14 protein-coding genes are annotated in these 15543 nt (G+C 37.0%); 9 read left to right on the forward strand and 5 right to left on the reverse strand.

What is annotated here, in order from left to right:
• Positions 1-44 precede the first annotated feature (44 nt).
• Genes ACZ5AE_RS03460 through ACZ5AE_RS03475 form a run of 4 tightly spaced genes read left to right on the forward strand, consistent with a single transcriptional unit; the run spans position 45 to position 6640 of the window.
• On the forward strand, positions 45-1352 hold the full coding sequence (locus tag ACZ5AE_RS03460) for a DUF2399 domain-containing protein (RefSeq protein ID WP_464569504.1): 1308 nt from the start codon (positions 45-47) through the stop codon (positions 1350-1352).
• Positions 1328-2761 carry a hypothetical protein gene (locus ACZ5AE_RS03465; protein WP_464569506.1) on the forward strand — a complete coding sequence of 478 codons (1434 nt, stop codon included), beginning with the start codon at positions 1328-1330 and terminating at the stop codon, positions 2759-2761. Before ACZ5AE_RS03460 ends, ACZ5AE_RS03465 begins: the two co-directional genes overlap by 25 nt.
• Before the next feature lie 37 nt (positions 2762-2798).
• Positions 2799-3428: a hypothetical protein gene (locus ACZ5AE_RS03470; RefSeq protein ID WP_464573532.1), complete on the forward strand. Its 630-nt coding sequence runs from the start codon at positions 2799-2801 to the stop codon at positions 3426-3428.
• The gene (locus ACZ5AE_RS03475; RefSeq protein ID WP_464569508.1) at positions 3425-6640 is read left to right on the forward strand and encodes a chromosome segregation protein SMC; all 3216 of its coding nucleotides are present in this window, start codon (positions 3425-3427) and stop codon (positions 6638-6640) included. The genes ACZ5AE_RS03470 and ACZ5AE_RS03475 overlap by 4 nt, the downstream gene beginning before the upstream one ends.
• Before the next feature lie 201 nt (positions 6641-6841).
• Here ACZ5AE_RS03475 and ACZ5AE_RS03480 read toward each other — a convergent pair whose 3' ends face one another.
• The 5 genes from ACZ5AE_RS03480 to ACZ5AE_RS03500 form a co-directional block, all read right to left on the reverse strand.
• The gene (locus ACZ5AE_RS03480; RefSeq protein WP_464569510.1) at positions 6842-7168 is read right to left on the reverse strand and encodes a hypothetical protein; all 327 of its coding nucleotides are present in this window, start codon (positions 7166-7168) and stop codon (positions 6842-6844) included.
• Positions 7168-7395: a hypothetical protein gene (locus tag ACZ5AE_RS03485; protein ID WP_464569512.1), complete on the reverse strand. Its 228-nt coding sequence runs from the start codon at positions 7393-7395 to the stop codon at positions 7168-7170. The genes ACZ5AE_RS03480 and ACZ5AE_RS03485 overlap by 1 nt, the downstream gene beginning before the upstream one ends.
• Positions 7396-7667: 272 nt before the next feature.
• Complete coding sequence (locus tag ACZ5AE_RS03490) at positions 7668-8315, reverse strand: SDR family oxidoreductase (protein ID WP_464573533.1); 648 nt, start codon at positions 8313-8315, stop codon at positions 7668-7670.
• A gap of 421 nt (positions 8316-8736) precedes the next feature.
• Positions 8737-9003, reverse strand: a complete 267-nt coding sequence (locus ACZ5AE_RS03495; RefSeq protein WP_464569514.1) for an Ada metal-binding domain-containing protein — start codon at positions 9001-9003, stop codon at positions 8737-8739.
• Between the two features lie 79 nt (positions 9004-9082).
• Positions 9083-9829, reverse strand: coding sequence for a DUF4230 domain-containing protein (locus ACZ5AE_RS03500; protein WP_464569516.1), 747 nt, complete (start codon positions 9827-9829; stop codon positions 9083-9085).
• Positions 9830-10348: 519 nt separating this feature from the next.
• On the opposite strand from ACZ5AE_RS03500, the gene ACZ5AE_RS03505 reads away from it, so the two are divergent.
• The 5 genes from ACZ5AE_RS03505 (at position 10349) to ACZ5AE_RS03525 (ending at position 15464) form a co-directional block, all read left to right on the forward strand.
• On the forward strand, positions 10349-10831 hold the full coding sequence (locus ACZ5AE_RS03505; RefSeq protein ID WP_464569518.1) for a hypothetical protein: 483 nt from the start codon (positions 10349-10351) through the stop codon (positions 10829-10831).
• Positions 10832-11318: 487 nt separating this feature from the next.
• Positions 11319-12821: a purine-cytosine permease family protein gene (locus tag ACZ5AE_RS03510; protein WP_464569520.1), complete on the forward strand. Its 1503-nt coding sequence runs from the start codon at positions 11319-11321 to the stop codon at positions 12819-12821.
• 62 nt (positions 12822-12883) lie between these two features.
• Positions 12884-13054 carry a hypothetical protein gene (locus tag ACZ5AE_RS03515; protein ID WP_464569522.1) on the forward strand — a complete coding sequence of 57 codons (171 nt, stop codon included), beginning with the start codon at positions 12884-12886 and terminating at the stop codon, positions 13052-13054.
• Positions 13055-13058: 4 nt separating this feature from the next.
• On the forward strand, positions 13059-13778 hold the full coding sequence (locus tag ACZ5AE_RS03520; protein WP_464569524.1) for a FadR/GntR family transcriptional regulator: 720 nt from the start codon (positions 13059-13061) through the stop codon (positions 13776-13778).
• 414 nt (positions 13779-14192) lie between these two features.
• Positions 14193-15464 (forward strand): urea ABC transporter substrate-binding protein, encoded by a 1272-nt coding sequence (locus ACZ5AE_RS03525; RefSeq protein WP_464569526.1) that lies wholly within the window; start codon positions 14193-14195, stop codon positions 15462-15464.
• The last annotated feature ends 79 nt before the right edge of the window (positions 15465-15543 follow it).

A 15543-nucleotide genomic window follows, 5' to 3' on the forward strand; every position in this document is an offset into this window, starting at 1 on the left:
AATTTGTTAGAATAAGAATAGAAAACCATGAACGAGGTAGCGGTATGATAGATGAGTCATTCCAACAATATATAAAAGAATTCATTCTAAAAAGTGACGAGGAGCTGGAGTGGGGTCAACCAATTAGTGATAATTTTTTACTAGAAGGAAAGATTATCAAACGTTCGGTAAGAACCTATCGAATTCTGGGTCTCTTAACATTATCAACCAAAAAGCTTAATACAGTAGAAACGACGAATGATCATAAATTGGATGCTTTAAAATTTACCCCTGGGAAAAAAGTTTACTTAAATGATGATGATCGCCAGACCTTTAAATGGCTAGAGGAAGGGTGGATTTTGAAGGAAGTAAGGTTTGAAAAAGATGAGAAAACGGTCCGTTCATCACACTATCGGATGGGGTTTCGATTGTATCAATATGAAGAGTTAAAGATACAACAAAAGATGGATCAAACTCGTCATGAATTTCTCCAAATTAAGAACCAAATCCTAACAACTCTATTAACTGAAGATAACTTTTTCGATCAAAGAGAGCTTGGCATACAAAACATATTGAAGGTAATGGATCAGCTTGACCAGAATGAATTTAGGGCATCGGTTTTTTTTCAGCAAAAGTGGAATTTAGGTAAACGGTTAAAGTTTTTACATTTTGTAAATGCATTTAGTCAATTATGTCTTCAAAAGAAGGAATTCGACTGGAAGGAAATTGGTGCAGCATATTTTCAAAAAATTGGAGGGTCAAAGGAATTTGATTCCTATAAGGAAGAGTTTATTGATCAATTAGAAGAGTGGACGAATGTTCCGGCAGTTGAGTTAGGTTTAACAAGCCTTGGTCAAATTACGCCGGTATTTTTTGCTGGCCAATTGAGCGGGAAATATGTTTCCTATGATTGGGGCCCGGTTCATGCATTAACGAATTTATCAATTGGAAATGGGGAGATTCAAACAAAAGCAACGACACTTTGGCTTGTCGAAAATCGAGCGATTCTGACGCGAATGGCAGCTACGGAGCATTTCTTAAAGGACACCAATTCCCTTATCATCTGTGTTGATGGACATTTACGTTCCGCTCACAAAAATGCCATTTACCAGATTCTAAACAACAGTGAAATTGAACAAGTATTTATATGGTGTGACTACGATTCAGATGGACTTCAAATTTCTAAGGAAATCCATGAAGTAGTCTGTAAATACGACAATCTAACGATAAAGTTGATCTTGCCAGACCAGAAAATTATTACACACTGGCAGCAGTATGAGCAATATCTAATAAGCTTTTTGGAAAATAACAAAATGGAACAGGAACAAATGGTTGGAGGTGTTGAACATTGGAGAAGGTGGATTCGAGATTAATATCTATATTTCAATCAACGGAATCGGCACCGGAAATTATGCAGTCGATGAAAGATATTTCTTCATTAGCGGGGGTTCTAAGCGACTTAGGAGCTCAAAACTTTTTTCAGTCTCCAGGGGAAATCTTGAGATTTTTAAGGATTATTCAATTATTAAATGAAGAAGCACTTGGACTCGATGATCCGATTGAAAATGAGGAAACCGTTTATTATCGTTATCGAAATCGGTACGAAGACTCAGAACCGCCTTCGAAAAAAAGGGTTGAACAAATCATTAATGTTTTAATAAAAAACAATTGGATTTCGAAACAAACAAGAAAAATCAAACTGCGAGATGTTGGGAAGCGCATGATGGATGCACTTATTCGACTTGCTAATGATTCTCTTGCTTACTATATGAACGATGATATCGGACGATCCTTATTTCAAGCAAGGCGTGACGCTGAAATTAGTGAAGCCTATGATGATAACGGCATTTCTGGTGGAAATAAAATTGCAAGTATGATTCGAAATGTGGAAAATGCAATTGCTCTTTTGAGAGAGCGTGAGTTAGAGATGCTTGCGGACCGTAACGCTCTACCCCAGCTTGAACTAATCCATCAATTAATGAAGGATTTAGAGATAAAGCTTGAGGATAGGTTTAGACAATTCCAGACAGTAGAAGATAGTTTAGTACTTACCGATTTAATGCAAAGAGGGACAGCTGTTCTTGCTGAAGGAACGAACCTTAGTTTAGGAATGATTAACAAGTATGTAAAATTCACAAATATGCAAAAAACACCGTTAACCTCAACCATTCAACCCGAAAAGGTCAGAGCCTTCATTTCGAAAATGTTTGATCCACCACTCGATTCCGACATTCCCAATGCCCATCAGTTATTAAGTTTTATGGAGCAAAATCAATATGAGGATGAAGCTATCGATGGGCTATGGATACCGGTTAAGTTTGCTGCCCCTTTATCTCCACTAGCAATTGAAGATGCCATAGAGTATTTAGAAACGTATGAACCTGCTGTAGATCCTATTGTGGATGAAGAAGAAGAGACGGATTATTCATCAGAGGAAATGTCAGAGGAAGAGCTGGAGAGTTTGATGGGGGAATCGAACTGGTTATTAACAAAGAATATGATCGACACTACGGCAATTGAAGCCTTTTTCGAAATACAGGAAGAAGCACCATTAGAGCAGGTGATCATTGAAGCAACCACTGATCAGTGGAGTGATGCTATTAATGCTTTGACAGCCATTTCGGCTTTAATAGGAAATAAAAAGGTAACCGTAACTACTACTAATGAAAAAAATAAAGAACGCAAGGTTTTCGAAAAAAAATGGGAGTGGATGAAGGATGGAGATGGATCAGACATTATTAAGCGAAAGTACCCTTTCCGAAGAGCCGAAAAATACGAATGATACTATTGGGGATATAAATGTAAATCCGTTAAATGTAATGCAGTCAATAAGAGGGATATTAACGCAAGAAGAGGAGTTAACATTTATGAATATCCTGTTCTCCTCATCCGCTACGATTCGGTCGGGAAATTTTGGCTTATCCCGAAAAGAGGTTGAAAAACAGCTTGGCATTTCATCGGAAGACGACCGTTTTTTCTCTTTTATTACAAGGGTCAATCAAGCCATCAGTCGGTACTTTCAATTAATTTATGATGAAAAGCGCGATCAAGTGGTGGCTTTAATGAGAGTACCTGCACATTCAGCCCGCAATACTTTATCCAAAGAAAGTCTAGCGATATTACTATATATTTTTTACCAGCAAGAGGTTTTGCAACATGAATTTACACTATTTGACCAATTGCTTGATGCCCTTGGGCACGAAACCAAAAAAGCAAACCAAAGAGTACTACTCAATATAGACCCTTTAAAGAAAATAGGGGCAATTGAAGATTATGAAACGGATTCATCAGAGAGAGCTTTTCAGCTTACGGCAATTGGAGTGCATCTTTTTTCTGATTCGTTCTTACGTCGAACAGCAGAATTTAGTCAGTCAAATCAGTTGAACAAAGAGGAAGTATTGAAATTTTTTAAACGATATAACTTATATCAGAAAGGAGAAAGCGAATGATCCCTTGGAAAATGTCATTTTCAGGTATTCGTGATTATCGGCCGGAGCAAATTGATTTATCGGGAATCGACCAACATATTATGATTACTGGTCCGAATGGTTCCGGTAAATCAACAATCACGTATTGCATGGGAGCAGTCCTTTATTCTTCAAAAGTAGATGTGGAAGGGTTAAAATCTCGAAACCTATTACCTGATCAAACTTGGAAAGCCCATATTTCATTACTCTTTAGAAATGAAGGCCAAATGAAAATTGATGCTGCAGCCTTCATCCAATTTTCATTAAGAATGGTTCAAGAACCAGGACAGCCGATAAAAAAAGAGTTCTCTATCTCAACGGGTGAGGAGATCGACCATTGGGAGAATACTATAAAATTCACATCTGGCGACCGCCAATTTAATTTTTCCGCCTATAAGAAAGACCTGCTTTACAAATACAAAATTGACCCTGATTCCTATTATCTTATTTGGTATCAGCAAGAGGTTAATCAATTTGCCGTTATGAACCCTGAAGAACGGTTTCGAATTTTTAGCGAGATGCATGGGATTGATCAAACACAGCGCGAATGGGAAGAAAGTATTGAAAAGCTAAAGGACACAACCGAAACTCTTAAAACAGCCAAGTATAGTGTTGATAACAAAAGATTAGAATTGCAAATCAAAAAGGCTGATCTAGACAGGTTTAAAAGTAATCAAGAACGTCTAATACGCGGTGCAAGGGAATATACAGAAGCTCTTTTATTATTAGAAGCAGCTTTGAAAAAAGAGAAGAGTAGTTTAGAAGGAATAATGGTGGAACTTTCCTTTGAAATGGAAGAAGCGAAGGAAGCCATCTCCTCCAAGCAAGAAGAGAAAGAAAAGTTGATTGAACAGTTAAACAAGCTGCTAATTGAAAAAGGAGAGTTAGAAAGCCGGCTGGAGGAGACTGAAGAATTACTGGAAACAGTAGATGTTGAAATTCAGGCTAAAAAGCAGTCCATTGCTGACCTAGAAAAAGAACTGGAAGACTTAACAAAACGGAAAAATCAAATTACCCGTACGGAAAAAGAAGTGCACGAAGAGTTAGGTCGATTGAGTAAAGCAATCGAAGATACCAGTAAGCAATTAGCTGATGTAAAAGAACAATACCAACAGCAGGAACTGTTACAACGTGATCGACTGAATGAAATCGCAAGATTAGATTATCAAGTAAAGGAAGACCAAAGGTTATACGAAGAGCATAGTAAAAGATTAGCAGAATACAAAAGCAGTTATGAGGTTTCAGCGACTATTGCTAAGCTGGATGCTGAAATTATCTCATTTAAAAATGAACACCTGCTATTATTCAACGAAGTGGAAGATCTGAAAAAAGAAAGGGCTTCTCTTTTAGAAAACCGCGATTTATCTAAACGCCAAGCTGAATCATTAGCCTATCTTCGTTTGAGAAAAATAAAAGCTTATCCTCTTCGTGAATTAGTGGAATTAGATGAACAGGCACAATTAAAAGATGAACGTCTATTTAATACGATTAAGTATACGATTTTTTTCCAAGGGAAACACATCGATCCACCTAATGATCTTTACCATGTTTCATTAATGGAAACGGTGCCTGATCGCTCTGTAGAAGCGTTGCCTGAACTCCATCTGAGGATTAAGGAAGGTATGAGGGACGAAGATATACCACATGCCATCAAAGCGCTGTGGTGGGTGGGGCAATTTTTCAATAACGGTCCAATTAAGATACAGAATGGTTTCTTACATGATGGGATGGGGATTCGGGGACCACAGGAAAAAGATCGCTATATTTTAAGTAAGAAAGCCTTGTTGGCTAGAAAACAAGAAGTGGAAAAGCTCATCTTCACAAAAGGATCCAGACTGTCAGAATTAGACGAACTTATCGGCAATCATACAAAAAAATCACAAGAATTGAATCGAATTATTCAGTATGTAAGGGAAGCCGAAGCGTTTATGGCAACGGATTACGAGCGGGAAAGTCGCATTAAAAGACTAGAAGAAGAAAGAAAAAGATTATCAGAGATTGTTACATTGTTAGGGGAACTTGGTGAAAAGAGGACATCCCTCGATGTTCATCTGATTCAGCTTCAAGACAAACAGCGTACCTTAAAAGAAGAAGAGGCTTTCTACGAAGAGCTTGGGAAGATGAAAGCAAAGTATGACAACCTACTCACTTTACAAAATCAGTTAACATTGCTTAAGAATCAACGTGAACAGCAGAATGCTATTCTTGAAGGATTGGATGAGGGCTTAAATAAGCTGGAAAGTAAAATGAAAAAGCTCAAGCGGAATGTTGATGAACTGGGCGAGGAAATTGAACTTTCCGATAAAGGATTAAAGAGAATAGAGATTCAACAAAAAAATAAAAGAGAAGAATTGGATTTGATTGCTCAACAGCAGGTCGTTTATATACAAGAAATAACGGAAATGAAAGAGCTAGTTCCGCAAGTTTACTTAGAGATCGCTGCTAATCCTGTTTCGGAACAACTGCCTTCCGTGACAATTTTAAAAGACCGACGAGAAAATGGAAAAATTACGTTTGACGCCGCGAGAAGGGAGCCTGATATTGACCCTGCTGCACCCGAAAACTATGAAGCTGTTAAGCAAGAGTTTGAACGATTGGATAATGAATATAAGCGCACGAACATCTTACTCGAGCAAGATAGGGAGCGGGCTGAGCAACTAAAGGACAAGCTGGAAACGACCATTAATATGCGGGTAACCGAAATTCGCAGAAGATTTCAATCCTATATGAGCCACTTTCAATTTGAAGGGCAAGTGGATTGGGAGTCATCCGAGGATAAAAGAGGGAGAACACACTTTAAACTGTTCATAAAAGCCAGAAAAGAAGGCCACCGAGGAACAATGGAAGATGTCAGTACAAAGGCGCGCGGAGGAAAGGTTGGCAAAGGTGTCTCAGGGGGAGAGGAGTCACTAAGTTCTCTACTATTTGCTTTGGCATTATTGCAGAATTTATCCTTTAAACCAGGATTCATTGTATTAGATGAATTTGACAGTGCTCTGGATGAAAACCGGAAATTAAAGGTATTTGACTTATATGTACAGGAATTACAAAGAAAACTGATCATCCTAACGCCGAAATCACATGAAGAACATTACTTAAAGCGTTTCTCAAAGGCATTGGTTGTTCAACATGACCCGACCATTCCTTCTAGTAAAGTAGTTGGGATAGTGAAGAAAGATTCTCAGTGCGAATAACATATCTATTCATAAAAACAGGATGCCGGCAGTGCGCAGAAATGGAATTACCGATATATATAAATGATTTAACGGTTCGGAAGGTGGACATACATTCATTAGGCTATTCGTTTTTTTCGACATTCTGCGGGTGTGGTGCCAGGCACTCTTTTCATCAAGTGCCTGGTGTCATTGCCCGTAATTTGTTGATATTGGTCGACATTAAAGAACCTTATCCTTTTGGCTTAGGCCAATTTCAACTACCAATTCGCCACTGACAACCTTGTCGAGGTGCCACCACCATTCTTCAAAAGGCTCGGTGGAGAGAGAAAAGTCATATACTTTCCCGATATGTTTAACTATTTCTTCTACATTTTCAAGAAGTTTTAAGTCATATTTCATTAGAAGAACACGTTCTTGTAACGACATTTTTGATGATTCTTTGTTTAACCTGCTACGGCGATGCAGCATATCGATTGTTTCAAATGGACTTACCTCAATATCAGTAACATCCTCACCGTAATATTCAATATCTTTCAAGAAGTCCATTACTGCCACACCTCCTTAATTTTTCCTATATACCTATAACCTTTTGTTTCGTGTAAAAAATGATTGTGCCTATCAGCAATCATTGCTGTTTCAATGATACCATTTTCACCTATAATAACAATCCAAGCGTTACCATCAGCAAAAACGAAGTAATTTTGGTTAAAGCTTTCTTTGAAATAAATATAAATATCATTTTCCTTATCAGTAAGTATATTACGGTGAACCACGTATCATAAGTAAATGAGTAAATGAGATGCGAAAGGTTGCCCTTAATGTGAGGACAACTTTTTTTTAATCTTTTATTTCCTAAAGGCAAGTGCATGTCACTACCGGCAATTTGTCGAATTCTCCTCGACAGGTGGTGCCAGTGGCATCTTTTTATATGTATAAAAGTGGAGGCTCAACTATGTAGTTCGATTCTAAAGAAATTGGGATAGGGGGCTGAATTCACTGCATGCTCAAAAAGCGAGCCCGTAACAGGAGACTCGCTTTTTGCAAATTATATATTTTTTAAAGCTTCTTCGACTGATTGAACCCCCGACATTAAATCAAATGAACGGCGGAACGTATTTTCTTCGTTTAAAGCAGCTACTACCGTCTTGGCCACGTCCTCGCGCGGAATAGACCCTCTTTGCAAATCTTCCGCAGCCTGTACTTTCCCTGTACCCGGTTCATTAAGCAACGCACCAGGGCGCACAATGGTATAATTCAACTGGCTTGAAACGAGCATTCGGTCTGCATAATGTTTGGCAACCATATATGGCTTAATCGGACTGTCCTTCCAGCTTTCCCGATTATGTGCTTGGACTGCACTAACCATGATATAACGATGTGCCCCGGCTTTTTCTGCCGCTTCCATCGATTTTACCGCACCATCCAAATCCACAAGCAATGTTTTATCTGGCCCTGTCTTGCCGCCAGAACCAGCTGAGAAAATGACAGCATCGCAGCCTTCCATTGCCTTGGCTAGATCTCCCACACTGCTTTCCAAATTGGCCACTACTGCGTTTACTCCTGATTGTCTAAGGATTCCCGCCTGATTTTCATTACGTACCATTGCTCTTATTGTATGTTCATCGCTGTTCTGCAATAAATTGACTATATGCTTTCCTACCTGACCGTTGGCACCGATTAAAAATACTTTCACCATTTTCTCCACCTTTCAAAACAGCATATGCCCTTATATTATTTCAAAGGTCGATGCAATAATCAAAAGTAGTTCCTCGTATTTTGGGGTCAGTGCCCCGTTGCTATAAAACTTAACCTGAATGCGGACCTGACCCCATTTTTCAAATTGTAGTTATAGTTTTATGGGGTTAGATTTATATTAATTATCCGGAAGTCTAATACATTAGATTATGATAGCATTAATATTATTAGGAAAATGTGATTTATCTCACAAAGGTTGTTTTTGATCATTACTTGTAATTTAGGGACTGAAAGGACCAATCACTAAATTAGAATACTCGCTATGACGGTTGCCCGCCTTCCCATGAAGATTAAAAAGTAAGTGCCTGTTACACCCCGATTCTCCTCGACAAGATTCAGGTGGTAACAGGCACTCTTTTTTATTTTCCTTGCTGCGCTTTCCATTTTGCGTATTTTTCGCGCATACATGTTCCGCAGGGGCGAAATCCGGCTGCAATGGCAGTTTCCTCATCGGCAAAGAAGACCCGGCTTTCCACATACCCACCTATGGCTATCGCTCTTAATGCAGCAGGGCAATCCAGCCGCCCATAGATTTTTCCTTTCCCGTTCCCTCCCAACTTTCCAGGTGTTGCACTCTGGTACGGTTTGCGGTTCGCATCAAGCAAGGTATACATTTTTTCACTCATTTTATTCACCCCCTTGACCTCGATATTATAGTAAATTATAGAACAGGCCTGTCCCAAGTAGCAGGGGCAGGCCGTCCTATTAGTTAATCGTGACATTTACCGTATAACCATCATTCTTAAAAAATTCCTTTAACACTTTTTCTGCATTTTTCTCTGCAGTATCTAGTAAACCACCATTGATGGCATCTTGACGAATTTGCTCTTGTACCTTAGCTGTCAGGTTATTCCCCTCATCCCATTTAATATCACCACGGAAAAAACCACTATCGTCAACGGTTTGTATTTTATCCATCTGTAGTGATGGATCCTGGATGAGCTTTGCATGGGGAAGGGTAATATCTATTTCTTTTTTTTCTTCATTAATAACCATATCCTCAGAAGTAATCCCTTTCAAATCAACACCAGCAATAACCGTCGCAGGTACAATTAATAGTACTTCTCTCTTTGTTCCCGGTAGATCTAGATCAAAAGGGATGTCTTTCCCGAAAATCTTATTATCCTTTACATGTAGAACCCCTTTCGTATAGGCTTCAGCTGTTGCTAATGTGGATAGCTCTTGAACATGTTCAACAAACGTGACAGACTCTTGTTTAGAGGTACTGCTCGGAAATAGCCAAATTCTAATTACTCCTAAAGCGAGGACTAATAAAACAAGGATGGCCAAAATAATCTTCCAACTACCAGTTTTTAAGAAAAACTTAAATTTCCCTTTCGGAGCAGATAAAGATCTTAAGTTATGATCTACCGCAATAGTTGCAGCACTTTGCTGTTGTGCTTCCTTTAATTCTATTAATTGTCTTTCTAGCTGTGCAATTTTTTCGTCCAAATATAGTACCTCCTTTAGATATAGCTTAAAGAACGAAAATGTAAAAAAATTGAAATATCACATTATTATTCTACTAGAGTATAAAAATAATTCAATGCATTTGTATCGAAATATGGGTATTAATGTGGAAATTTGACTATAAAGCAATAAAAAAGTCAGTGCTGTTTATTAAATATGCCAGATACATCTTTTTTTATTGACATTTAGGGTGCCTGTAAAGATTTGCAAGAGCAAGTCATTACCCGTAATTTGTTGATTTTTGGTCGACATTATTCAGGGCGTCACAGGTACCCTTTTCTTGTAGAAATAAAATAATTCTGTAGTAGGTCTTTCTTAAAATAGCCATACATATAGTTCTCCTCGTCATTAAGTTTAGTTGAATTCTTTTACTCTTTGTTCGGTTTATCGAATGAAGTGAAGGAAGAATTATGTAAAAAGTTGTAGGCGAAATGGAGGGTTTTTTTGGTATTTGTCGAAATTTAGTAATTAACAACAATTTGCAATAGAGGAGAAAATAGCATGATGCCGAAGACAATTAATGAGTTGGACAGTATTAAAGAAGAGTGCAAATCTATGGTTAATAAAAGGGCGTCAGCCTCTGCAGCCGCAGCGGTAGTACCTGTTCCAGGGGTTGATGTTGGTGCTGACGTAGCAATTATGATGGAACTACTGCCTGCAATAAATAGAAAGTTTGGTTTGTCTCCAGAACAAATCGATCAATTAGATTCAGCAATTAAGGGACAAATTCTAGTTATTATTTCTTCGCTCGGTAGTAAGTTAGTAGGGAAATTTATTACAAAAGAGACGGTCGTTCTTTTATTAAAAAAGGTTGGCACACGTGTAGCAGTTAAATCAGTTACTAAATTTATACCGTTTGTTGGACAGGCTGTTTCAGCAGGAATTAGTTTTGGTGCAATGAAGTATCTTGGAAATTCACATATAGATGAGTGTTATGAAGTATGCAAACGTTTAATTCAAAGAAATCAACATGAGTCCGCGTAGTAAGTCTTACATTGAAAAAAACTCTTAGGTTTGCCTTAAGAGTTTTTATTTTTGAATTGTTTATTTGGTAAAATATCAAATCGCATTTTCTTTAAAACTGCTAAAGGAAGGAAGTATTTTGGAAATAAACATTATTTTTGGGGGCTGATATGATCAAAGATTCAAGGATGGTCTTTAAAATTCTAGTAAGGCAAGTGCCTGTCACTACCCGAAATTTGTCGTATACTCCACGACAAATATGGATTGGTACCAGGCACTCTTTTTATTGCTATAAATATAGAGAAAACGTATGTAATGGTTGGAATAGGTAAAAGGTTGGTAATATTAATTGATAGTTTAAATTTTTTTTAGTCTTGATGATAGTAAGACATTATTGGGGCATTGTCTTTTTGGTCTTCTTCAAAGTTGAAGTCTATTTATTTTGTGTAAATTTTCTGACTAATTTGCTATAATTTTTATAAGTAAATTTCCATGGAGGAACAACATTTTGAGCAAATGGACAAAATGGTTTGAAGGACCTGCTACCACTTCAAAATCTGAAAATGTTGAAGACTATGCCATTCGTAAAATTCCTTCACATTTTCGCTGGCCTATTCCTGCAATTGTTTTAGTGCTGATTGGTAATTCAACAGCATTGTTTTTTTATACATTTGGGGTGCAATTAGCATACACTGTAGGTTGGCCTTTAATGCTGCTTCCTCTTCTTTATTTTTTTCTCTGTTCTAGTTTAATAGGAATGGCTTTGATTAAGCTTGCTAGTCAAGAAGGCCTTACTATTGATTTAATGACGAGGGGGATGGGTTTTGGCTATATGGGTTCGGCTGTTACTTCTCTTATTTATGGAATTAATTACATCTTTTATTTTATTTTTGAGGGAACAATCGTAACCCATGCAATTGCTTTTGCCTTTGGACTAAATTTTGATTCATTAGATGGTATTATTATTTTTTCTATATTAGGTTTGGTAAAACTTTTATTAACCTGGTATGGTATGAAAGAATTGCAGATATTGCAAACATGGGGAATGTTTATTTACAGCGTTTTATTCGGAATTGCAATTTATTTTTTAACATCTCATTACGCTATTGTGGGTCCGAGCGGTTGGAAACCGATCATACCCCTTTCGTCCGAATCTATATGGCTGGCCTTTATGCTCGTTAATGGCCAGATAGTATTTCAAGGATTAATGGCAACAGACTATGGCCGTTTTGCCAAGAGTAACTCTGGTTACAGTGGTGGCTTTTTAAGTATGGTAGGAATGCTTTTGCCCATGATTGTAAACATTACTATCGGACCGTTGTTTGCATATACATTATTACAATCGGAGAAGGGTTCTAGTGACATTTTTCTTGCCTCGAATGCAGGTGTTGTTTTTCCATTCCTTATGGGAGGATGGGGGGCGGTATTTGTTATTGTTACGCAAATTCGGATTAACGTCATGAACCTCTATTCCAGTTCACTAGCGCTATCGAATTCATTCTCGCTTTTTTTTAACTTCACCCCTGGTCGACCATGGTGGATGGTATTTGTTTATATTTTGGGGTGTCTCCTTTATGCTTTTGATATTTTACAGTATTTAGATACTTGGCTTGCAGTTACAGGAATTTTGACAAACTCTTGGATATTTATAATATTAACCGATCATTTTATTTGCAAAAAATGGCTAAATTACGGTCCAAGTGATTTCATTGAATATCGTAGGCCTTTTTTATATCGATGGAATCCAACTGGTTTATTCTCTTTGCTTGCTGCCGTAATTGCAGGTGCCATGGGTGTTTTTGGTTTGTATCCGATCTACTACGCTTCATTTATTTCAATGACGCTTGGCCCGATTCTCCACGTTTCATTTACAATAAAAACAAAAGGACGTTATTATTTTACAACATTCCCTATAGATCGTGAAACAAACTGGGTTCCGCGTCTAGATGGAAATCAAAATTTTTTGAAGGATTTTGAACAAAAAAATAAAAACCATTTAAAAAATTATTAATTACGTTTAATATAATATAACGGTGATGAATAATGGTAAAAAAATGTGAAGCCTGTCATAACATGATTAATAAGAATATAATAATCCATATCGTAGGTTTTCCAGAGCAAGAGCATATTTTTTGTTCAGATCAATGTCTTGGGAGTTTTTTAAGAATGGAAGATGATATGCAAGAATATACAGATTGGCTAGGCAGGATAAAAGATTTAAAAAAACAACTGAAGAGAGGGTGATTGAATGTTATTTGAACCAATTAATAAAAATAACCGAATGTTTGAACAGGTTCTTGATCGAATCAGGGATAGTATTAGTTCAGGAGCGGTAAACCCAGGAGATAAGCTATTAACTGAAAGAGAAATGGCGAATTCTCTCCAAGTTAGCAGATCTTCTGTAAGAGAAGCACTAAGAATTCTTGAAATCTTTGATGTAATACAATCAAAACCTGGTGAAGGCACCCTTTTGAAAAAACCTGAAGTACCAAAGATATTAACGAAAATTCTTCCATTTATCACTATTCCTTTGGAAGCTAATTTAGAATTATTTGAATCTAGGAAGGTTTTGGAAGGCGGAATTGTTAAACTGGCTGCAAAACGCAGAAAAGATAAGGATATAAAGGTTCTTAAAGATTCCATTTCTAGAATGATGACCTCTAAAGATTTAGAAGAAAGAATTAATGCAGACCTTGATTTTCATTTGTTTTTAGCAAAAGCAGCTTACAATAATACACTCTCGGATATTTTAATTGTTGTTTCAGATGTAGTTAGTAAAAATCTTTATTCAACGGGATTTCATATGCATTCGAATGAAGAAATAAATGCTAGGTTAATTGAACAGCATCGCCTGATTTTACAAGCGATTATAGAAAAAAATCCAGAGAGAGCGTCACAAGAAATGGAGAATCATTTAACATTTGCAGAAAATATTATTAGATCGTGGGATCAAAGAGTTGATTTATGATAATGGTTTTTGAGTGTTGAATAGCTCAAAAACCATTTTTTTGATCTTAAAACCTTGTTAAATAACCTAACAAACAAAAGGCTTTATGGATTATTTTATGATAAATTTTAAATCAAATCTAATACATCATGACAGACGTAAGATATTACAAAATTTATTGTGTTTATTTAAATGAAAATATAGACTAGTTTTTAGAAAAGTGTTAAGATACAGATAATTCAAAAAATACTTGGTCTGACCAGCAGTCCTAAGAGTAAAAAGTGATAGATGAAAATCAGTGTTTTTCTTTTTTTAGTTTCATTGGTCTGACCAATAGACCTAAAACTGAAGGGGGGTGATAGGATATAGAGATGTTACTTTTAAATTGGTCTGACCAACAGTCTTATTGATCCAAATTCAAAGGGGGTTTAAGATATGAATCTGAAAAATGTACATTCAAAATGGTACATAGCTTTTATGCTAATGCTTGTTTTTACACTCATCCTTACTGGGTGCAATTCATCATCAAATGCTTCATCTACTGATTCTAAAGGTCCAATTAAATTAGGAATTCTTGAAGATCAATCGGGAGACTTTTCTCTTGTCGGTATTCAAAAGCTGCATGCTGCAGAACTTGCAGTCGATGAGATTAATAAAAACGGTGGATTATTAGGCAGAAAAGTTAAGATTATTTCTCCGGATACTCAATCAGATAATAAGCGCTACCAGGAAATGGCAAGGAAATTGATTTTAGAAGATAAAGTTGATGTAGTTATGGGCGGCTTTTCGAGTGCATCCCGCGAAGCAATCCGCCCAATCATGGAACAAAATAAAATGCTTTATTTCTACAACAACCAATATGAAGGTGGAGTGGCAAGTAAATATACGTTCGCTACAGGTGCTGTTCCAGAACATCAAGTCGTAACACTGATAAAAGCAATGATCGAGCAATATGGCCCAAGAATTTATACTATTGCTGCTGATTATAACTTTGGCCAAATTACTGCTGATTGGGTCAGAAAAACCGCTGAAGAAAATGGCGGAGAAATCATCAAAGAAGAGTTCATACCACTAGGTGTTTCACAGTTTAGTAGTACTATCAGTCGAATAAAGGCAGCAAAGCCAGATGTATTAGTAACATTAATGGTAGGGCAGGCGCAATCTTCTTTCTATGGCCAATGGGCAAAAGAAGGGAACCAAGCAATCCCAATGGCTACTACTGTAAATATGGCTCAAGCTTACGAACATAAACGATTTAAAGCTCCAGCTCTAGCAAATATGTATGTAACTGCTCCATTTATGGAGGAACTTGCAACTGAAAATCCAGAAGCTAAGAAATTCGTCGATGATTTCTATAAGAAATTTCCAAAAGATGAATATGTCGGTATGGAAGCGGAAGCGCAATATACCGGAGTAAAGTTATGGGCAAAGGCAGTGGAACAAGCTGGTACCACCAAAACAGATGCTGTAATTAAAGCCCTTGAAAGTAATATTAGTGTGGATGGACCTGCTGGTAAAGTAACCATTGATCCAAAAACACATCATGCGATTAAAGATGTCTATTTAGTGCATGCAGATGAGAATCACAAAATTACATTCCCTAGAAAATGGGAAGCGGTAGTTCCTGATTGGCTTTCAAAAGATAAAGGCGTAGATCTTACGAAAAAGAGTGAATTTACACAATATACCCCTCTTGATAAAAAGTAACTCTAATATGGTTGAAAGGGGTAAACAGGTTTACTCCTTTCACTCCATATTTAAAAAAATTAATCTAAATGCAGAAAAG

This window comes from Neobacillus sp. S1227 (assembly GCF_055385255.1).

Bases quoted from the DNA above. Each gene is read 5' to 3' on its own strand.
- ACZ5AE_RS03520 (WP_464569524.1), top strand. From the start codon at position 13,059: ATGTTATTTGAACCAATTAATAAAAATAACCGAATGTTTGAACAGGTT.
- ACZ5AE_RS03515 (WP_464569522.1), top strand. From the start codon at position 12,884: ATGATTAATAAGAATATAATAATCCATATCGTAGGTTTTCCAGAGCAA.
- ACZ5AE_RS03480 (WP_464569510.1), bottom strand. From the start codon at position 7,168: ATGGACTTCTTGAAAGATATTGAATATTACGGTGAGGATGTTACTGAT.
- ACZ5AE_RS03495 (WP_464569514.1), bottom strand. From the start codon at position 9,003: ATGAGTGAAAAAATGTATACCTTGCTTGATGCGAACCGCAAACCGTAC.
- ACZ5AE_RS03505 (WP_464569518.1), top strand. From the start codon at position 10,349: ATGATGCCGAAGACAATTAATGAGTTGGACAGTATTAAAGAAGAGTGC.
- ACZ5AE_RS03475 (WP_464569508.1), top strand. From the start codon at position 3,425: ATGATCCCTTGGAAAATGTCATTTTCAGGTATTCGTGATTATCGGCCG.
- ACZ5AE_RS03525 (WP_464569526.1), top strand. From the start codon at position 14,193: ATGAATCTGAAAAATGTACATTCAAAATGGTACATAGCTTTTATGCTA.
- ACZ5AE_RS03470 (WP_464573532.1), top strand. From the start codon at position 2,799: ATGCAGTCAATAAGAGGGATATTAACGCAAGAAGAGGAGTTAACATTT.
- ACZ5AE_RS03460 (WP_464569504.1), top strand. From the start codon at position 45: ATGATAGATGAGTCATTCCAACAATATATAAAAGAATTCATTCTAAAA.